Below are 19932 nucleotides of genomic sequence, written 5' to 3' on the forward strand. Positions count from 1 at the left end.
GTAATAGGCCCTACCAATGATCACTAACATTAATGAGTACGAGGCAGAGACTGCCTTTGAACGTTTTGCTCTTGACCGGTATTTACCTCTGACAGCCCAGACATCTGGAAGCTACATCGATATACGTCCCCTAATTGATGGAGGAAAAAACGTTATACAGAACGGGGCGAGCCACATTCAAGCCAATCGAGAGGACAGCCTACGTGCAGCTTTCTTGCCATTGGCGTTTGGAGCAGCCTGGAAGGTGCTTGATCTTACGATCGAGCTTGCGCTGGCGGAACAAGGTATAAAACCTCAGCGGGAAGCTAAGCTCTGGCCAATTAAGGAAAAGGCTCGTCTCGCAATGAGCGGTACGCTGAATGGCGTGATCCTAACCGAGGAAACCTGCACCTGGGAAGGAATGCTGACTTGTTACGTGTCTACAATAGAGTATCGCCATAGCCTGATTCATCGACAAGCTCAGTTTGTGGAAACCCCCCTCACCTTATCGGGCTATGGTAGAGACGGTATGCCTCTTCCACCGCTAGATGAAGCTACGCTTAGAGCCTTAATCGCGTTATCACAACTCATCGGGGAAGGGATCATCAACAACGGGCTGAATCGTCGTCGTCTCGACAACGTGAATTTTCTATTGAATAGATTATTGTGCTTCGGGGTTAACTCAGTACCGAAAGGCGTCAGGATGAAGCCTATCGAATATTATTGGATGAAACTTCGACGAAACCCTCATGGCCAATGGGTGGCCCCCTTCTCGGTCGTTCGAGAGCAGATGCGATGCAGAAGATAGATATGTAGTGGTTCAATAAAACCGGACACCAACGTAGGTGGTAATATTGCCACCATAAGCGAGGTGTCTGATGACCAAGAAACGACGTACTTTTTCGCCTGAATTTAAGCAGGAAGCTGCCAGCCTAGTACTAGATCAAGGGTACAGCTATCCCCAAGCTTGTACCTCGTTGGGTGTCGGTGAAAGCGCCCTTCGACGCTGGGTTCACCAGCTTGAGGACGAGCGTCAGGGAGTAACGCCTAAGGGCAAAGCGTTAACCCCAGAACAGCAGCGCATTCAGGAGCTTGAGGCTCGCTGCAAACGCCTTGAGATGGAAAAAACCATCCTAAAAAAGGCTACTGCTCTCTTGATGTCGGACGACATGAATCGTACGCGCTGATAGACCAGTTGAGTGAGCAAATGCCTGTTGAAATGGTCTGTAACGCGTTTGATATTAGCCGCTCCAGTTACTACGAGTACCGCCAGCGGCGGCACCGCGTGGACGTTGAGCGTCTGGCCTTAAAAGCTCAGGTAAACCGCCTTTTCAAAAAGAGTCGCAACTCAGCTGGCAGCCGCTCGATCAAGGGTTTGCTCAACGAAGAAGGCGTCACCATTGGTCGTTTCAAGGTTCGGCGTTTGATGAGCGAAATGGGGTTGATCTGTAAGCAGCCGGGCCCTCATGCTTACAAGCAGGCGACCGTTGAGCGACCGGATATTGCGAACCATCTTGACCGCAAATTTACACCAGACCAGCCCAATCAGGTCTGGTGTGGTGACATCACTTATATCTGGAGTGGCCAGCGTTGGAGCTATCTTGCCGTTGTGTTGGATCTTTATGCTCGTCGTGTTGTTGGCTGGGCCATGTCGTCCAGCCCAGATGCAGATCTTGTTGTGAAAGCGCTGGATCACGCTTGGGAGCAACGTGGTCAGCCAAAGAGCGTCATGTTCCATTCCGATCAGGGTAGTCAGTATGCAAGCCGCAAGTTCCGCCAAAGACTTTGGCGCTATCGAATTAAACAAAGCATGAGCCGACGTGGCAACTGCTGGGACAACTCGCCGATGGAAAGGCTGTTCCGGAGCCTGAAATCGGAGTGGATACCGGCTTTGGGATATCGAAATCTACCTGAGGCCAAGAAAGACGTTAGTGGATATCTGATGGGTTACTACAACCAGCAGCGCCCTCATTCGTTTAACGGTGGCATGCCTCCCGTTGTGGCTGAGGAAAATCTTAAATTACTGTCCGGGATTAGTTGACCACTACAATAGGACACATTGACGTTCGCATCGACTTACCGGGAGAAAGCGGTCGCCAGCTTGTCGGTCAGTGCGAGGAGCTACCGGACAGGGATGTCACAATCGATTTCAACCAACCCCCAAGCTACCTAGCTTATCAGTAATGCTGCCTAGACAAGATAGATAAAGGAGAAGTGCTGAAATAGACATTTTACTCAGGCGGGCGCCGCTGGGGCCGCGCCATGGTGGGCACTGCGATTACCGATCGCGAGACATTGAAGCGATACCTTCGGGCGCTCACCGCCTGTGAAATTGATTCTACTAACGGCAGCTCGAAATAAGATCATGGCCGCCAAATCCTGCCTATCCAGCCTTCCCTCAACTGAGCGAGATTGTCGGTTGGGGATTATTTTTTCCGATATTAACTTCCCAGATGTCACCCATGTCCCTATCTTATTGGCGAGGCCGTTCATTGAACGGTATGGGAAACGGAAATTGCTAATCACGATGACCTCTAAGGTTGATTGTCAGGTTGTTTCGACAAGGCCCGCGGGCTTTTCGGCTATCACGCAAGGGCGCTTACGTCAGCAGTCCTGATAATAACCTCCTTGAGGAATCCCTGTGGCATTTCGCTCCAGGTAAAGCTGTCTTGCACAGCAAATCTGCAGCTTTCAGCTGATCAGATTCAAGGTTTTTACCTTCAAGCCCCTTCTAGTTCGCTAGTTGGGGCTTTCTCATTCTGTGTCATTGCCATCCCTAACTCCCTATAACCAGCCATTCATGAGCCTGGGGACAATAGGGGGGATCGCATGCAGCAACGTGTTGAGCAGGTGGATCAGGCCGGCGAGACGCTGGTGACACACTATCTGGATAATCCTTTTTCTCGGTCGTCCGTCATTGGCGAGGCTTGTATTCGCCTGTCATGGGATTGCTCCCATCCTAAGTACCCCCAACGCGAAACCCTGTTGCGATATGTCGCTGCCGCACAAGCCCTGGTGATCGATACCCAGCAGCACATCAATCGCCTGGCTTCACGAAAGCGATCTCGCTCCGCGGCCGTCGAGTATGCGATGAGGATTCACCTCGCAGGACGAGTTCGCGAGCAAGCCCTCCATGCCCTAACCAACCGGAATGAGATAACCAATGATCACTAGCATCGAATATACAAGTCGACGTGACATCGAGCGCCGGCAAGCAAGCGCCGATACTGTAGTCCTGTCCATTCGAGGGCTTGACGAGCGTTCAACTCGCTTGGCAAAGGGGGGGGATGATGTTCTCTTAATGCAGTTTGATGATGTCGTTCCCGGTGAAGGCTTCGGCTGCGAAGAACCCATGACGCTCGAGGATGCACAGAGAATTTCTGGGTGGATTCGCCAGTGGTCCAGCGATCGCAGGCCGGTGAAGCTGGTCATTCACTGCACTGCCGGGGTGAGCCGGTCTGCTGCTGTGGCTCTATGGGCTGGCGCCTCACTCAATCGACCTGCCCAGGGAGTCGAAGGTGATGGTAGGGATGCGAATCCGCACGTTCGGTCAATGCTCGACCGGGCGGCTGCGTGAAACGTCCATGTTTTATACTGTAGCCTATCGACTGGTTGCGGCCATCTAGCACTCAAGGCCTCCAAGGGTCACTCTGCGCCCTACCAATGATGAGTCCTGCAACGGGCAGGAATGACTAAGGAGACCGTATGAAAGAGTTCGAGGGCTGCTTCAAGGGTTACATGCTCAACAGCAGTATGGATGGGATGAGCCTCCCAGCAGGGGCCACTGAGCAGATTTATATCGGGTTGTACCATATCGATGGTGGGACAGCCGGGGAGTTCTGCATTCAGTGGGGTAATCACTCCCCTTTATTGCATGTTTATCAGGATGATTGGAAAGCCCTGTACTCTATGCAAGATGTGCTGAATTTACTGGCTGAACTGGATGGCAAAGAGATAACTCCAGAAAAGTTTATTAAGAAACTTAAAGCCTTAGGGTTTCGAGAGAACCTGTAGTTTCATTGAGGCTTAACGAGATTTTATTTCATCCTGAAGGCCCCTCAAGATCGAGGGGCCTTTTTCATTGCGCTGCACAGAGCCTCACCAGTTGTGTCAGTGGAGTCCCTATCTCTTCTTGAGACCTGCAATTCAGCAGGAATGAGAGAGAGGAACGATCATGGAACTTAATAAATTTGACGGCTTTGCAATCTGTGGTGACACCGTTACAGGTACGAATGGCCACTTAACCGTCACACTGATGCTCGACAATGATCCAGTGGTGACCCCGGACTTCTTCGATAGGTACTCAGATTCCGATAAGGAAGCTTTTGCTGAGCATAAGTGGTTCTTCGGTATGCTGTCCGCCAAGGTCGAAGTAAAGATAGGTAGCCAACCCGTGCTTTTGAGCGATGTTGAATTCGCAAGAAGTGGGGTTGAGGTCAATAGGGACGATAATAATGCCCGTCTTAACGCTAGTGCTTTTGAGCTGGCTCAGAATGCACTGGCTCGCGGCATCGAGCTTCTTGAAGGGATCGATACCGCCGCTGATAACATTCCAAAGCTCGAAATGTTCTGATGAGCTTTTCCTAGACCCCTCTCTTTTGAGGGGTCTTTCTCTTCACGCTGAACAAAGCATTTCTCACATCTTTAATTGCTGCTGTGCAACGTTCCCCCTCAGCCTCAGCCGCCAGGCAGGGCTGTTTCTAGGGGCTGACTGTGCAATATCCCCCCCTGCCCAACAACGTCATTAGCAAGGCGCTGGTGTCATTTTCAACAATTGCTGCGACTAAACAATAATTGCTGCGACAATCTCTATGTTGAGTTTATATAGAGCGCGCCCTTGTGACCGTTTCTCTGAAACAATGCAAGCCGCACGTTGGAAAGCACTTGGCGTTGCCAAAAGTGTTGATACGGACGCTCCTGAGCGGCTCAGGAGCAGGACTCCCCAAGGGGGGCGTACATTCCCAGATAGAGATAATGGGTATCAAGTGGCGCTATAGTTATTGATGCTGCTACGTGCAGCCTCGGCGGGACCTTCTGCCGGTTGTCTCCTAATTCACCTTACCAGCCCCACAATAAGGATCGGCATCACAAACATGGCGGATAGCGGCATCTTCGGGTTGTAGGGTGCTGTGCGCAATATCGAAGCGCTCCCGCAATATCGTTTGCAGCTGCGGCAGTATCTCTTCCCATCGCTCCATCGCTTCCACATCGATATGTGCCACTAGAGCCTGGCTGTTTGATGACAGGCTCCAAATATGCATGTCATGGATAGCGCAGACACCGTCGACCCGGACTAGAGCGCAGCCGACTTCATGCGCATCAATTCCTTTTGGCACGCCTTCCATCAAGACATGCGTCACCTCACGCAGTAGCCGAATGGCGGACACCAGTATCAATAGGCTGACGAAAAGAGACAGGATCGGATCCGCAATGGGCGGCCCGTCCAGATAAATGACCGCCCCAGCAACCAGCGCAGCTACCGAGCCCAATAAGTCTCCCATTACGTGCAGAAGCGCTCCGCGGACGTTTATAGTTTGCTCTCCACGCATCAGCACCCAAGCCACTACGATATTCACCAGCAAACCGAGCCCGCCTATCGCCAAAACCATGCCTCCGGCAACGGCGGGTGTATCTGCCATGCGGCGGATCGCCTCGTAAGCGATGAATACGATCACCCCGAACATAAACAGCACGTTAAACAGAGCGCCGAGGATTTCAGCACGCTTGAGTCCAAAGGAGTGCTGACGCGATGCTGGCTTCTTGGCCAGCCAAGCAGCGAAGGCACCAATCCCTAGCGACAATGAATCGGTTAGCATGTGGCCTGCGTCCGACAACAGGGCAAGCGAATCAGCTATCAGGCCACCGAACACTTCGACAGCTGCAAAACCTGTAGTGAAGACCAGTGCGAACAACAAGGTCTTGCCGCCACTATGGCTATGATCGTGGTCTGACATTTATGTCTCCTTCGTTATTAGCCCACGAGACTTCCCGCGAGCCACCCCTACCCTCTATCAGGCCATTGGGTCGACAGGTTTTTTCCGCGCTAATATAAGGCAGGTTGTACCTGCCACATTACGTATTGGATATATTCATAGGAGCATTCTTGCCAAGAAGGTGGCGAAGAAGAACCAGATAGCGATAAACACGCCAGCAGCTATGCGGCTTACCGGGCGTTCAGAGGCTGCGTCAGCGGTTGCTCGGTGCTCGTTCATGACCTCTGGTGGTGTAAGCTTCACCACCAACAATATCCCGAGTGGGACAATGATGATGTCGTCCACGTAGCCGAGTACGGGGATGAAGTCGGGGATCAAGTCGATAGGTGAGACGGCATAGGCTGCGACAATCATTGCCAACACCTCTGCAAACCATGGGGTACGTGGATCGCGAGCGGCAAGCCAGACGGCGTGTACATCCCGTTTGATCGTGCGAGCCCATTGTTTAGCGTTCGAGATTAGTTCTGTTGTCATCAGGGACTTTCTCTACTCAGTACTCGTACCAACAAGAAGCAAGGCCAGTTCCTCAGTGCTGAAACACAGCAAGGAAGCCGGAGCGCATAACTGTAATCGCTTCATGGTAGAAATCACCCCAGGCGTAGGTGATGGTCGTACCGCGCCAGGGCCTTTGATCCTTTTCTTCGAGCGGGTGGCGGCCTTGATCATTGCTCTCATCCATATTGAATATTCTGTGTGCCAGGCTTCTTTCTCTCCTACTTGAGGTAGGACTTGATGACCTGTAGCACCGCGTCCAAATCTTGTTGCCGCTGCTCCAATTCGGGCTCCCTGACGATGTGATCAGTTAGGTGTCCCTCTATTATGGCTGCCATCAGCCCATTGACCGCCCCGCGAATCGCGGCAGTCTGTTGCAGCACGGCAGTGCAATCCCCTTCCTTATCAAGTTGCCTTTCCAGTGCGGCTGCCTGCCCCTGAATGCGTCGAACACGAGTTAGCAGCTTCGCTTTGTCTTTGATCGTGTGCATGTGGTCGTCTCTGTGGAGAAGGAAACAGTACAGGAGGTAGTATAGATACTAGGGGGTAGTATGGCTTGCTTGCAACAGAAGAAAGTTATGTGAATCGTTCATCCCAGCATGCCGCCTGTAACCGACTGCAACACATCGAGGAGGGCCCCGTGCTCCAGGTGCTGGCTCATCGTATCTATCGTCACTCGTTCCTGGCCCAGGTCACCGCCCTCGTCGGCAACGGTTTAACGACGGTCGCCCTAGCGCTGCTGGCCCATGACTTGGTGGCCGGGCAGGCTAAGATGGTGGCCTATGTGGGCATCGCGTCACTGGTCGAAGCCTACGCCTCGCGTCTGCCGCGCTGCTGATGGTGATGAGCTTCGATGTGCTGTTCCTGCTCAATAGTCTGGCCTTCCTGGTCGTCTCGGTGGTCCTGCTGTCGCCCCAAACTGCGGATGACGAAGCGCTAAGTGACTGGCGCAAGGTCTCCCACGGCATGCGAATCTACTTGAAAACGCCCCGGCTGTGAGGGATGCTTGCCCTGAACATAGCGGTTTCGGTCGCCGGGGCCATGCAAATCGTTAACACCGTGGTCTATGTCCGCTCCGGGCCTGGGCGAACAGGCGCTCGCGACCCGTCTCTGGCCGTCACGGGTTCCGGTGGCGCTCTAGCATGACCATGCTCCTGTGGAGCACTCCCATCTGCACTACCATGACGACCATCACCAGCATGAACATGAGGTCTGGGAGGGGTCTGAACCGCATCGCCATCCTCACCATCACCCGAGGGGCAGGCATCGACACATCTTTGTAATCGATTTGTCATCACACGAAATGGACGTCGTGACATGACAAAAAGGCACAAGAAACGTTTGTATGACCATTTTGGCTGACAACATCCTTCACTTACTGTAATACCGCATCCTGGGCACAAAGACGAAAGAGCATGATCTACACTTCAGCTCGAAGCTCCGGTTCCGGTGACCTGCAAGGAAAAGCATCAGTAGTTCGATTCTGCGTTTATGCTACGTGAACAGTCCTCTTTCCCAGAGGGTTGCTACGCATATTGCTTTAACACTGTCTCTGGATGACACAGATCAGGAAAGATCAATTAAAAAAAGCAGTATGTTCGGCTAACACTCCCAGGCCAATACCAATTAAAACGATCCCACCGATCAGCTCAGACCAGTGGCTAACGTATTTGCCAAATTGGTGACCCAATAAGGTGCCAATTGATGCCATGACAGTAGTGGCTAAACCAATAGCTAAGCTGGTAGCGATGATATTGGCATCAATAAAGGCAAGGCTTGCACCAACGGCCATGGCATCAATACTCGTAGCAATAGCCGTTAATATCAATAACCACAGTGTTTGCTTTTCTTGGGCTATTTTGTCTTCTTTGCATAGGCCCGAATACACCATATGTAAACCAATAACCAATAAGATTGAGAACGCAGCCCAGTGATCCCAAGCCTGCACAAAGCGCTGCGATGCTACCCCGGCCAACCAGCCCAGCAAGGGTGTTATGGTCTCGATAGTACCAAATATCAGCCCAATGCTGATGGCGTGCCGAAACGAGGGTTTTTGTAGCTCAGCGCCTTTGCTGATGGAAGCAGCGAAGGCATCTGCCGACATGGAAAAGGCCAAAATCAATATGGTGGCAAATGTCATGACATGGTGTCTCTAGCTGAAAATCCGACGCTCTAAACCAAGTCACCCAAAATTACTGCTATACTTAAGTAAATTCGTCGGGTATTAAAAGGCTCCCAACATTATCATTTCCGGCTAGATAAACAAGTCAAAACGTTAAAAATATAGTTCGTCTTGTATAAGACACTTAGCATAGGCTAGCCATGTTTCCTCAGTCTTTACTTTTAGCCTAGTTGCATTAATAAGTGAATTTTTTTTCAATAGCGTACATTAAGTGTGTTAATCCAATAGATATAAAATTATTAAGGTTCCAACTCCTGCAGCTCCTAATGCGTCGAGCGTATCTATCAAATCATTTTCAACTACTTTCAATACACTGATAGAATAATAACGTCCAAGTAACTGTGACATACCACTTGACGTTACACTTAATATGGCGATGATGATCTCGATTCTTTCTATTCCCGTTAACCACAGCAGAGTCGATAGTAAAGTAATTAAAACAACACTGGCTCTAAAGGAAAGCCATTTAGCAGAATGTATAGAGGTATTGACACCGTCTACCAAGCCCCCTGCTGTTGCCATTTTTTTGGGTAGTAGCCGTCTCCAAAAACCTTGGTTGGAGTCCAATAGATGCGATAAAACCATGTGCATACACCAGGATAGTTGAGCAGAGTGGAGAGCAGCTTGACATGGAATACTTAACGATCACTTAAGCATTCATTAATTGGCGAGGCTCCGGCACGTTTGGCTAATATCTTCTGCCTGCTGATATACGTCCGTTGCTACGCCAAGCAACCCCAGCACGCTGTGAAATAAGTTATCGTGGGAAGCGGCTTGATCAGAGACTTGGCGTAAGCACTCCGTATCGAGTCCTCGCTGCTTTGAAAATGAGTTGGAAAGCCACCAAACCATAGGCACATGGGTCTGTTCATCGGGAGCAATGGCATAGGGAATGCCGTGCAAATATAGGCCTTTTTCACCCAGTGATTCACCATGATCAGAGAGATAGATCATCGCAGTTGCGTAGTCATCCTGACGCTTTAACATCTCAATCACCTGATCCAACACAGTGTCGGTATACAGAATGGCATTGTCGTAGCTGTTGGTAATGTCGTCTCTTGAGCACTTGGCTAAATCAGCGGTGGTGCAAGCGGGAACAAAACGTTCGTAGTCATCAGGGTAGCGTTGGTAATAGCTGGGGCCGTGGTTGCCTAGCTGATGCAGCACAACAACCTGATCAGCTGAGGTACCGCTAATTTGCTTGGTCAAGGCTTGAACCAGTGCTTCATCCAAGCATCGCCCATCTTGACACAAAGAGGCATACTCTTCTGGCGATAGCGCTTTTGTCGTCACTCCGTCGCAGACACCTTTACAGCCTGACTGGTTATCAAGCCAGGTGACCTCTAACCCGGCGTGGGCTAATACGTCCAGCAAGGATTCATATTGCTGAGCATACGATTTAGCGTAATCGGCACGCCCTGGTAATGAAAACATGCAGGGTAATGAGACCGCTGTGCTTGTACCGCATGAGGAAACATCTGAAAAATTGATAACGTCAGGCTGCTGGGCAAGTTTGGGTGTGGTTTGGCGTTCATAACCATTTAACCCCCAATTCGCCGCCCGTACCGTTTCGCCCACCACGATGACGAGCAGTGTGGGTTTGTCACCCGCTTGTGAACTGATACTGGCGTCCTCACCCACCGGGGAACGCACCGTATTCGCGGAAGCGTGTTGGCTCGAAAGGGCCTGCGCCATCGAAACAATATAATTACCTGGGGTCACCAAGTAGCGTAGCTCTTTATTGTTGCGCATGAGTGACGACACTTCTTGGTAAGATAAGAAAATTGCTAACAGCAATATAGCAGTGCTGGCAAGGCAATAAGCTAAGCGACGCAACACTGCCTTCTTCCAAGTTGACTGTGTGATTTTAACGCGCCAAATCATGATGGTTGGCAAACAGAAAAAGAGCATTAAATGAATCAGTAATCCGGGTGTAAGAAGCTCCTGTGCCTCGTTAGTATCCGTTTGAAGCACGTTGTCTAACATTGAAGTATCAAAATAGGTGCCGTAATAGCTAGTAAAGTAACTGACGAAAGCGGCAATCAGAAAAAGTAAAGTTAATAATGGCTTTACCAGTGTTCGAAAAGCAATGCTAATAAAGGCTAAATAGTTAAGACAGGTCATCACCAAAAACATAGTGGCAAAGGTTAGCCACGTCTGGACGGCAAGAGGTTCATAGCCAGCAAAGGCTTGTTGCCAAAAAGGGACATTGTAAAAAACACTGAATATGACAACGGCCCATAAGACAAGCTGCTCCGTGCTTAATGTGGGGCGATAATGCCAAGCGGTGCCAACAGCATTTGAAGGCAATGATAGCAAAGTACGCATCGAAAAGATCTCTGAATGAAAAGATTAATGAACGCTGGGGTGTAATAAGAATCTTGAAAGGACAAAGCTTACGGTCCAACAAATCATGACGGTCCAGAGGTCGTGGGAGAGAAAGTGCGCCCCGCGGAACTGTTGAGTGATCCCAAACGTAAGGCCAAGCCCTAAACCCAGAGAAAGCCCTGCCCATCGCCAATGAGGCCGTATGGCGGCAAAAAAGAAGTAGAGGGCTATCCACGTATAGCCTGCGCTGGCATGCCCGGCGGGAAAGCAGGCGGATGCTGGCATGGAGGAAGGCCGTGTATTGAGCAAGCCAATAAAGTCTCGTTCCCCGCCATAGCGAACTAAATCCCAAGGGCATTCCATGTTCACAAGTTGTTTAAGCGTTGCGACAAGCAGCGTAGAAAGAAGCGTTGCGGAAAAAAGATATAAAAGCGGCATGCGATACGCTTTAAAACGAGTTACAACGGTGCTTAGTATCAAAAGGAGGAGTGTGACTAAACCCATCGCTAAGCTTAGCCATTTACCGCCTGTGTGAAGAACATCTTGGGTAATCAAGGCATCTTTCCACGTCCAGGCATTACCTTGAAAGCGATATATAACGTCAGTTATCGTAAAATCTATGTTTAAAATACTGAAGACCGACATGACGATTAGAAATAAAAGCCATACGGATGCTACGGATTTGAGAACATTTAGTAGAGCAGCACGCATAGCCACACACCCATCATCATAAAAAGGGTCATCATGACGGCGGCAGCCCCCATGTCTTTAGCACGCCCGCTAAGTTCGTTATGTTCTAGTCCAATACGGTCAATGGTGCATTCGATGGCGGAGTTAATGAGTTCTACTATCACTACAAGGGTGAGTGAAGAAAACAGCAATGCTTTTTCTACGGAAGTGGCATTAACAAAAAATATAAAAGGGTAAAGGACGAGGCATAGCATCACCTCTTGTCTAAATGCAGACTCATTTATCCAGCAAGCTTTTAAACCCGATACTGCATTAATAGAAGCGCGGAAGATGCGTTTGACACCCGTGCCATTAGGTTTTGACGTCGTTGAAATAGGCAAGACAGTACTCTCGATAACGTAACAGTAGGGTCACTGTAAAGCGCAAAACTTAACGAACAGTTATGCGCTTTAATTCAGTAGCTAGAATGCAAAGGGGCAGCGCTGGGTGGTGTTCTAACCCACTGTGTTGGTTGGTTTGTTGCCGAGGCCAGTTGAACGGGAGCGGTTGCGTTTTGTCCGTCAAGATTAGCGCTGATAGCGTCTATTACCGTGCTGATCTCTGGGCGCCACAGAATAGTGTCATAGGCTTCTCGTGGTACGAAGGCGAGTGATTTTTTCTGGCGTACTAGGGAAATGGTGGCGACATCGAGTGCTGCCGCTAAGTGCATAGGCCCTGAGTCTGGTGTCACGAGTAACCGCGCTCGCCCTAGAACAGCGGCAAAGTGACGAATAGGAAGCGGCGGGCATAAGCTACCATACAGTGATGACATCAAGCGCTGCTCAATAGGGGCTAGAAGCCTAAACTCCTCCGGTCCAAGGAAAACGACATAACGTATTTTGCAGGCTTCCATGGCATCGATGAGCATTAGCCAAAATGCCAACGGCCAACGTTTGTTTTGATGCCCGCCTACGAAGATCGCAATAAAGTCTGTATCTGATGAGTGGTCGCTATGCAGACTGAATAGCTGTCGTATCTTCGTCATGGCTTGATAGCCTTCCTGATCCGTTAGCTGGAGCAGTGGCCGATTATGGCAAGCAACGCCGAGCGGGCGTGTCAAATTGACGATGGCATCATAGGCATGTGATGACTTACCTTCCGCCTCAATGTTGTACCAGCGCTGGTGACCTTTACCTGAACCCATGCTGTACCGTGCTCCTATTAACCGGGTCACGATAAAGCCGCTCGTTGAACCTCCGCTCACTTGTACCGCTAGATCATAGCGTTGTGCCCGTAAGCGTCGTAATAGCGTCACGCACTGCCAGGGACGGAGAATGGCGGTTCTCGACAGTAAATGAAAATGATCAACAGGACGTTGCTGCAACAGTGGCCATGTTTTATCCGTCGCTAAATAATCTATGCGCGCGGAAGGAAAACGTTCACGAAAAGCATCGATGACAGGGGTACTGATTAGCGCGTTGCCCAGACGAAAATTGGGGCGAATAATGAGAATTTTTTCTATGCCCACAAGGTTATTAATGGTTTCTGGTGCAGGCGCTTTGACGATATACCGTATACCTCCGAGTAAAAATCGCTTCATTCTTTTTTCTACAAAACGGGCCATTATTTTTAAATAATAGTTTGTTCTAATCAGTGTTAGTAAGTGCATACTCTGGCGCTCTATTCAGTTAATAGAAAATGACCTGCCCGCGGTAGCGACAGGGCAGATTCAAAATGACCGCCAGTGAAGGCGCTGCTTTGGCTTTGCCCATGGCGAAAGAAGCAGCTTGAGCCCTGAATTCAACTAATAAGTGCAGCACCTGCGGTTTCTAGCGCTCCTGAGTATTCACCTAAGAACACCTGGGCTGGGGTTCGGTATCCCAGCCGCTTTCTTGGTCTATCGTTTAGCTTATTGACGACTCTTCGTAGCTCGGCATTGGTCACTTTGCGGAAGTCAGTACCTTTAGGAAAATACTGCCTAATCAGACCATTGGTGTTTTCATTAGTACCACGCTGGCATGAGCGGTACGGGTCGCAAAAATAGATCTTGGCCGAGACGGACTTGGCAACCTTCCGATGCTCGGCGAATTCCGACCCATTATCCAAAGTGATGGTGTGCACTGCCCCTCGGCGTGGTGCCAATAACCGCGTCATCGCCTGTGCCGTTCTAGTGGCGGTGATTGTTGGCAGCCGCGCTGCCAAGAGGTAGCCACTGCGTCTTTCGACCAGGGTCACCAGCCCGGATTCTTTGTGGCCCTTAAGCACCGTGTCGCCTTCCCAATGTCCGATATGGCGCCGTTCTTCCACCTTGGCAGGGCGCTGCTCGATGCCTACTCGGTGCGGGATTTTGCCTAACCCCGCCCGCTTAGCCAATTGGCGCTGATAGCGCCGCTGGCGTGGCAGCCGGAGCCGTTTCCATAAGGTTCCACCGTGCTTCTTGTCGTCCCAGATTAACGCATAGATCCACTGATGGCTTACGCAGACTCCGTTGGCATTGGCCATAAAACCACTGATTTGTTGAGGGCTCCATTCGTCCATCAATTGGCCAGTGACCCAGCGAACCAGGCTGGGTAGTCGTTTAGTCACTTTCCAGGCGGTGCGTCGGCGCTGATCACTTACCAATTGGGCCTGTTCAGGCGCATAACCACGGGTCAGACCGTTACGTTTTATCTCGCGGCTAATGGTGCTGCTGTGGACACCAATGGCCTGGGCGATCTGTCGCTGGCTGATGCCGGTCTCAAGATAGGCAAAAATTTGGTATCGTTGGATTTGGGTCAGTTGTCGGTATCCCATGCTCTGCTTCACTTTGGTAGGTAAGGCAGAGAGGGTACCGGCGCTGGCCCTCCTGCCTCTACCTTGTGATCCAAAGTGCTGCGCTTATTCTATGAATCCAGGACCTAAGTAACTTAAAGAAGAGTTAAGCTGCGTAAAAGGTTTGCAAAAAAGGGTGGCTGACTTACAGGTTGAATTCAGATGCGTATGCTTTGTGGGGGATACGTTGCCGTATTTAAGAAAAGCTTAAGTTTTAGTGGCGAAGATAGCGGTTTGTAGATTGGGGGAGCAGCATGCGTGCACTGCTAATAGAAGATGATCCCTTGCTTGGGGATGGCATTAAAACGGCGCTGGAACGCGAGGGGTACACGGTCGATTGGTTTATGCTTGGGCGCGAGGCAATCAGTGCTATCGGCAGCGAGACCTTCAGTGTGATTATTTTGGATCTTGGACTGCCCGATATGGACGGTATGCAGGTACTGCAGTTACTCCGTCAGCAATCCACTCTACCTATTCTGATTTTGACGGCCCGAGATGCGATGGAAGACCGTATTGGCGGTTTAGATGCGGGGGCGGATGACTATGTGCTCAAGCCTTTTAATTTGCAGGAGTTACTCGCCCGTTTGCGTGTCGTCATGCGACGCGCTGAGGGGCGCGCTTCGCAGATATTGACACTGGGAGCGCTGAGTATTGATGAGGCGCGTCATGCGGTGAGTTGGCGGGGCAAAGACGTAAAGTTGGGCCGCCGGGAGTATGCTCTATTGTTAGAGCTAGCCAGGCACCCCGACAGAGTGCTGTCTCGTCCCCGTTTGGAAAATTTGCTTTATGGTTGGGGCGAAGAGGTCGAGTCCAATGCGGTGGAGGTTCACATTCATCATCTGCGTAAAAAGCTTGAAAAGCATCTGATCATTAACGTGCGCGGGATTGGCTACCGTTTGGATAGCCAAGCGCGATGATCTCCATACGGCGTTATCTACTCCGTACGCTCGCCATTGCCCTGGTTCTCGCCGGGGGCGTTGCGTTTACCGCTGCCTACTTAATTACCGATCACGAGCTAGAAGAAATTCTCGATACACAGCTCAGTCTGCATAGCCGGATTGTAGCTGGCCAACTCGACCCAAACGCGACCATTGACGACTATGCTCGCCTGGCTTCGCACCTGGGCCTTCCAGAATATCCGGCCCAGCTATATCGCGACGGTATCGCAGTGCCCGTGAACAGCCCTGAATCAAGTCCCAAGCTTTACCACGAGGAAGAGCTTAAATTAGTGCTGGGTTTTTGGAATTCAGATGGCTCACCCAGGTTGTTAGGGGGCAAATGGAATGATGCAGGGCCTTTCCCCGCTCCTTTAGAGGAGGGATTTCGCTGGGAAAGCTACGATGGTCATCGTTGGCGGGTTTTCAGCATGTTCGATATTACCACCGATACCTGGATCAGCATGGGGCTGCGAGGTTCGTTTCATGATGAAGTAGTCGAGCGCATCACCTGGAATAATTTATTGCCGATGCTTTTTTTGCTACCTCTTCTTCTTTGGCTGATGAGCCGTATTATCCGGCGGGGGATTGTCCCTATCCAAGCGCTTTCTAGTCAGGTGCAAGGCCGCTCTGCCCGCGACCTAAGTGAAATCGATAATCCTGTTCCTCAAGAGCTTAATGGATTACGTCAATCGCTAAACGATTTTATCGCCCGGCTGAAAGAAACGTTAGAGCGCGAGCGGCGCTTCACCGCAGATGCGGCCCATGAATTACGCACCCCTTTAGCAGCACTGAGGATTCACCTAGATAACGCGCAGGCGGGAGGAGAGCAATCATTACAAAAGGCTTATATAGGTGTGGAACGGCTTCAGCGGGTGGTAGAACAACTGCTTATTTTGGCTCGATTGGATCAAGTGGCCACAACCTCATCGGCCACTATCGATCTTTATCCTATTATTGCTGAACTGGTAGCTGAGCTGTGGCCACTCGCTGAAGAGCGAGATCAGCACTTGAGGCTAACAGGCTTAACCCGGCTGGAGGTCCGCGCCGACGAAATCGAGGTGGGGATTCTGTTTCGTAACTTATTGGATAACGCCTTGCGCTATACGTCAGAAGGCGGTCAGGTAGAGGTAGAGTTAGCGCTTTGGGAGGGCTTGCCTCAGCTCACGGTGAGAGACACGGGCCCCGGACTCCCCGAGGCACTTTTGGATAAAGTCACTGAGCGCTTTAGGCGCGCGTCTGGCCAGGGCACCACCGGCAGTGGATTGGGTTTATCGATTGTCTCGGAGTTAGTCCAGCGCCAACAAGCCATTCTTACCCTCACCAACCGTGAACCTAGTGGGCTTGAGGTTAGCGTGAGGTGGGAGCGTGTGTATGCCTGTGCATCGTAAGCTCCGACTCGATCACTTCAAGACAAGGGAAAAGACATGTGGCTCACGGAAATGATGGCATCGCTGACGACGTATCTCGAACAACACCAGTGGGTTGCGGTCATTGCGGCTTTCATGCTCGCGGCTTCGGAATCGATCATCGTTATCGGTGCCCTCGTTCCCGGAACCGCCTTGCTAGTTGCCTTGGGTGCCGCCATTGGTCTCGGGCATCTTGCGCTATGGCCAATTCTGATCGCCACGACCCTTGGGGCAATCGCAGGAGATGGGCTGTCCTTTTGGGTCGGTCATCATTGGCGCGATGGTATTACTACGGCATGGCCGCTAAGGGGGCGGCCAAACCTCATCCATACCAGCAACGCCTGGCGGCAAGAGTATCCTGATCGCTCGTTTTACGCCGGGCGTGCGAGCAGTGATACCCGTCATGGCAGGAGTGTCGGGCATGGCCCCTGTTCGCTTTCTGGCGGCAAATATTACTTCAGCAATCATATGGGCTCCTGCTCACATCCTCCCCGGTGCAGTGGCTGGCCTCGGGCTCAGCTTGGTAGGGCATGCAAGCATGCGTTTGGTGGTGCTTGTCGGCATCATCTTCGGAGCTGGCTTCGCCATTGTGTTGTTGATTCGTCTGATGCTGACCAGGGGCGTGCCAGCCCTTGAGGCTCTGCGTTTGCGGCTTATCGGGCGATTGCGGAAAAGTGGCGAGGGTCGTGTCAGCACTTTGGCAATGTCACTTCTCGCGCCCTCGCATGACCTACAACCGCTCATCCTGATTGGTGTCCCGCTAGCCTTTGTTGCCGCCGCTTTGGCGACTCTGGCTCAAGAGGTGGCCGAGCGGAGCGGGCTGGCGGTCGCCGATCAGTCGATTAGCCTAGCCCTTAGCCACCTGCGTACCGAACCGGGCGATAAAGTCGTCGCCTTCCTCACCGGCTTCGGTGACGCTTATGTCATCATCGCTTCGTCTGCAGCGGTCACTTGCTGGCTACTGCTGCGCAGGCAGTGGCACCTCGCCCTAGGGGTTGTACTGAGCATCGCCATTGCCTCAGGACTTGCCACGCTCCTCAAGGCGGGACTGGCGATACCGCGTCCGCAGGCACTTTACGAGGGCGCCCAGGTCTTCGGCTTCCCGAGCGGCCACGCCACGGGGGCCGCGACGCTGATGGGACTGCTTACCTGGTTTGCTTGGTTCGGCTTACCACAACCTTGGCGCAGGGTGATGCCCATGGCCTTCGCCGCGGTCGTGGGCATCATCGCCGCCTCGCGCCTGTATCTCTCGGCCCACTGGCCATCGGATGTCGTCGGCGGCATGCTGCTGGGAACCGGGCTTACGCTATGCTTTGCGCTGGCCTTTCGTCGCGTAGACCTACGCAAGGCCCGGCCAGGTATGGCGATCGCGCTGGCCTTATTCGTTTTCCTCGGATTTGGAGCCTGGCACTCATGGCGCGCTCTGCCGCAGGCCGTGGCCATGTACACGCCGCCCCCGACACCTGTGCAGGTCATTTCCCGCGATGCCTGGCTTACCGCAGACTGGCAAACCCTCCCGGTGCGTAGAACCGACTTGGTGGGTGAAACGGAAGAACCCTTCTCGCTGCAATGGACGGGAACCTCTACTGCCTTCGAGGCAGCTGCGAGCACTGCTGGCTGGGTCCGCGCCGATGGCCTCACCTTGCAGACCCTGCCACGCTATCTCGATCCGGCAGTCTCAGCCGAGGCGCTGCCGGTGATCCCTCGACTGCAGGATGGCCAGTTTTCGGTATTGACCATGGTGCGGCCCGCACAGGACGGCAAGAGTCGCGAGGTCCTGCGCCTCTGGAAGTCGAACACGGCGCTTTCCGACACAGGCAGGCAGACGCCGATCCTACTCGTGAGCGTGGAAACCGAAGTCATTCGTCGCGCTGTCGGCATGATCAATTTGCCAGTGGTACATGAGGTTGCCTATCCCTCTCGGCACGATCTCCGGCTGACGGGCACACTGCGCAGGAGGGAAGATGGCCAGCCTGTGCTGCTGGCACCAGCCGATTCGGCGGGGTGAGAGGACTGAAATGACCACCCTATTAAATCGTGAAAGACTATAATTGTATAACCCGCCGACTCTGTATGTATCCAAAAATCAGGAGCGCAACCGGGTGATGTTAGCGACATGAAAAATCTCGTCATGAAATCCACTATATGGCGCGGGTCGAAGGCAGCTTGTTGCATCCCGATCATCGTATGGACGCAGAAATAGATCGCAACTGCCCTGATTGGAGCCAACATGAACACCGAGCACAAGTACCTTGTCCGGCTTGCCAGACGCCTACGCAAGCAGCGCCAAGCCCTTGATCCGGAGGAGGTGACTTTTATGATAGGGATACACCGCCGGGAGCCTATCAGACGCGACGCCAAGACTGTCTCCGCTGAGCATTCGGCGCTTGGAAAGCGCCACTCCGACAGTGTGGCGGCGGTCGGCGGTACGTTTGAATATGAAGGTGGGTCAGCCCATCGTGCAACGACTCGACCGGATTGTTGCTCAGATAGGTGCCGATCACATTGATGTCGCCGACCCGACAAAAGACCTGCCGCAACGCCATAATTCGAACGGGCTACTCCTCAATCTGAGCCTTCAGGTTTTGGCTCACATCGCTCAAAGGGTTAACTCATCCCGTTGTCAGTTTTCTTTGGATCAGTGAGACAGCTGGGGTTCGACTGTAATGTGTACTAACGACGGGCATCGAGCTTGAATGCGCTGCAGGTAAATATCAGGCGATTCTGGGCTGTGTGAGACGAGCGCGACAATCGCCGCGTGGATATTGGGGCCAATCGACCAAATGTGTAAGTCGCTGATGTGCGTTTGCTCGTCCTCCGGACTCCCCGAGGCACTTTTGGATAACGTCACTGAGCGCTTTAGGCGATTCTGGCCAGGGCACCACCGGCAGCGGATTGGGTTTATCGATTGTCTCGGAGTTGGCCCAGCGCCAAAACGCACGCCTTACGCTTAGTAATCGCACGCCCAACGGTCTAGTGGTCAGTGTGACGTGGGGGTAACACCACACCAGCAGCAAGATAGCTGAGTAATTGGCTGGCCACTGCCCAGGGATCGCCGATACGTTCAAGCACCTTAAGCCCAAGAAGGAAAATGTTCCCTGCGAAGCTTCTGGGGTGAATGCCTTCAGTAAAGT

22 protein-coding genes are annotated in these 19932 nt (G+C 52.0%); 11 read left to right on the plus strand and 11 right to left on the minus strand.

Annotated elements, in window-relative coordinates; genetic code table 11:
• The first annotated feature begins 16 nt into the window (after positions 1-16).
• From ACXUPB_RS22495 to ACXUPB_RS22520, 6 genes are all read left to right on the plus strand, one after another.
• Positions 17-787 carry a hypothetical protein gene (locus ACXUPB_RS22495; protein WP_083025318.1) on the plus strand — a complete coding sequence of 257 codons (771 nt, stop codon included), beginning with the start codon at positions 17-19 and terminating at the stop codon, positions 785-787.
• Between the two features lie 70 nt (positions 788-857).
• Positions 858-2020, plus strand: a protein-coding gene (locus ACXUPB_RS22500) for an IS3 family transposase (protein ID WP_472955951.1) whose coding sequence is annotated in 2 segments (ribosomal slippage) — positions 858-1113 and positions 1113-2020 — 1164 coding nt in all. Because the reading frame shifts where the segments join, the coding sequence is not laid out codon by codon here.
• A 788-nt stretch (positions 2021-2808) separates the two neighbouring features.
• Positions 2809-3153 (plus strand): hypothetical protein, encoded by a 345-nt coding sequence (locus ACXUPB_RS22505; protein WP_035561771.1) that lies wholly within the window; start codon positions 2809-2811, stop codon positions 3151-3153.
• The gene (locus ACXUPB_RS22510; protein ID WP_035561774.1) at positions 3143-3556 is read left to right on the plus strand and encodes a hypothetical protein; all 414 of its coding nucleotides are present in this window, start codon (positions 3143-3145) and stop codon (positions 3554-3556) included. Before ACXUPB_RS22505 ends, ACXUPB_RS22510 begins: the two co-directional genes overlap by 11 nt.
• A 128-nt stretch (positions 3557-3684) precedes the next feature.
• Positions 3685-3993, plus strand: a complete 309-nt coding sequence (locus ACXUPB_RS22515) for a hypothetical protein (protein WP_035561777.1) — start codon at positions 3685-3687, stop codon at positions 3991-3993.
• 160 nt (positions 3994-4153) lie between these two features.
• Complete coding sequence (locus ACXUPB_RS22520; RefSeq protein ID WP_035561780.1) at positions 4154-4552, plus strand: hypothetical protein; 399 nt, start codon at positions 4154-4156, stop codon at positions 4550-4552.
• Positions 4553-5027: 475 nt separating this feature from the next.
• On the opposite strand, the gene ACXUPB_RS22525 is transcribed toward ACXUPB_RS22520, so the two are convergent.
• From ACXUPB_RS22525 to ACXUPB_RS22540, 4 genes are all read right to left on the minus strand, one after another.
• The gene (locus ACXUPB_RS22525; protein WP_045812307.1) at positions 5028-5933 is read right to left on the minus strand and encodes a cation diffusion facilitator family transporter; all 906 of its coding nucleotides are present in this window, start codon (positions 5931-5933) and stop codon (positions 5028-5030) included.
• 135 nt (positions 5934-6068) lie between these two features.
• Positions 6069-6446: a YkvA family protein gene (locus tag ACXUPB_RS22530; RefSeq protein WP_035561783.1), complete on the minus strand. Its 378-nt coding sequence runs from the start codon at positions 6444-6446 to the stop codon at positions 6069-6071.
• Between the two features lie 52 nt (positions 6447-6498).
• Positions 6499-6651 carry a hypothetical protein gene (locus ACXUPB_RS22535; RefSeq protein WP_157738124.1) on the minus strand — a complete coding sequence of 51 codons (153 nt, stop codon included), beginning with the start codon at positions 6649-6651 and terminating at the stop codon, positions 6499-6501.
• 34 nt (positions 6652-6685) lie between these two features.
• Entirely contained in the window at positions 6686-6955 is a 270-nt protein-coding gene (locus ACXUPB_RS22540; RefSeq protein ID WP_035561786.1) for a metal/formaldehyde-sensitive transcriptional repressor, read from the minus strand.
• 89 nt (positions 6956-7044) lie between these two features.
• Here ACXUPB_RS22540 and ACXUPB_RS22545 point away from each other — a divergent pair, with 89 nt between their 5' ends.
• Positions 7045-7302 (plus strand): hypothetical protein, encoded by a 258-nt coding sequence (locus ACXUPB_RS22545; protein WP_235272584.1) that lies wholly within the window; start codon positions 7045-7047, stop codon positions 7300-7302.
• A gap of 5 nt (positions 7303-7307) precedes the next feature.
• Entirely contained in the window at positions 7308-7463 is a 156-nt protein-coding gene (locus ACXUPB_RS22550; protein WP_235272583.1) for a hypothetical protein, read from the plus strand.
• A 577-nt stretch (positions 7464-8040) separates the two neighbouring features.
• Here ACXUPB_RS22550 and ACXUPB_RS22555 read toward each other — a convergent pair.
• From ACXUPB_RS22555 to ACXUPB_RS22585, 7 genes are all read right to left on the minus strand, one after another.
• Positions 8041-8604 carry a manganese efflux pump MntP gene (locus ACXUPB_RS22555; RefSeq protein ID WP_035561792.1) on the minus strand — a complete coding sequence of 188 codons (564 nt, stop codon included), beginning with the start codon at positions 8602-8604 and terminating at the stop codon, positions 8041-8043.
• A 258-nt stretch (positions 8605-8862) separates the two neighbouring features.
• Positions 8863-9231, minus strand: coding sequence for a hypothetical protein (locus ACXUPB_RS22560; protein WP_144408646.1), 369 nt, complete (start codon positions 9229-9231; stop codon positions 8863-8865).
• A gap of 75 nt (positions 9232-9306) precedes the next feature.
• Positions 9307-10974 (minus strand): phosphoethanolamine transferase, encoded by a 1668-nt coding sequence (locus tag ACXUPB_RS22565; RefSeq protein ID WP_035561795.1) that lies wholly within the window; start codon positions 10972-10974, stop codon positions 9307-9309.
• 24 nt (positions 10975-10998) lie between these two features.
• Complete coding sequence (locus tag ACXUPB_RS22570) at positions 10999-11685, minus strand: phosphatase PAP2 family protein (RefSeq protein ID WP_035561798.1); 687 nt, start codon at positions 11683-11685, stop codon at positions 10999-11001.
• Entirely contained in the window at positions 11667-12044 is a 378-nt protein-coding gene (locus ACXUPB_RS22575) for a diacylglycerol kinase (RefSeq protein WP_217908915.1), read from the minus strand. Before ACXUPB_RS22575 ends, ACXUPB_RS22570 begins: the two co-directional genes overlap by 19 nt.
• A gap of 74 nt (positions 12045-12118) precedes the next feature.
• The gene (locus ACXUPB_RS22580; RefSeq protein ID WP_235272582.1) at positions 12119-13243 is read right to left on the minus strand and encodes a glycosyltransferase family 9 protein; all 1125 of its coding nucleotides are present in this window, start codon (positions 13241-13243) and stop codon (positions 12119-12121) included.
• 200 nt (positions 13244-13443) lie between these two features.
• The gene (locus ACXUPB_RS22585) at positions 13444-14436 is read right to left on the minus strand and encodes an IS30 family transposase (protein ID WP_350359360.1); all 993 of its coding nucleotides are present in this window, start codon (positions 14434-14436) and stop codon (positions 13444-13446) included.
• A 272-nt stretch (positions 14437-14708) separates the two neighbouring features.
• Between ACXUPB_RS22585 and ACXUPB_RS22590 the strand changes: the two genes are divergently transcribed.
• The 3 genes from ACXUPB_RS22590 (at position 14709) to ACXUPB_RS22600 (ending at position 18806) form a co-directional block, all read left to right on the plus strand.
• Positions 14709-15371 (plus strand): response regulator, encoded by a 663-nt coding sequence (locus tag ACXUPB_RS22590; RefSeq protein WP_113270639.1) that lies wholly within the window; start codon positions 14709-14711, stop codon positions 15369-15371.
• Positions 15368-16780, plus strand: a complete 1413-nt coding sequence (locus ACXUPB_RS22595) for an ATP-binding protein (RefSeq protein ID WP_113270638.1) — start codon at positions 15368-15370, stop codon at positions 16778-16780. Before ACXUPB_RS22590 ends, ACXUPB_RS22595 begins: the two co-directional genes overlap by 4 nt.
• 400 nt (positions 16781-17180) lie before the next feature.
• Positions 17181-18806, plus strand: coding sequence for a bifunctional DedA family/phosphatase PAP2 family protein (locus tag ACXUPB_RS22600; protein WP_290699191.1), 1626 nt, complete (start codon positions 17181-17183; stop codon positions 18804-18806).
• Positions 18807-19932 lie beyond the last annotated feature (1126 nt).

The organism is Vreelandella sp. DA03-1M (genome assembly GCF_055725665.1).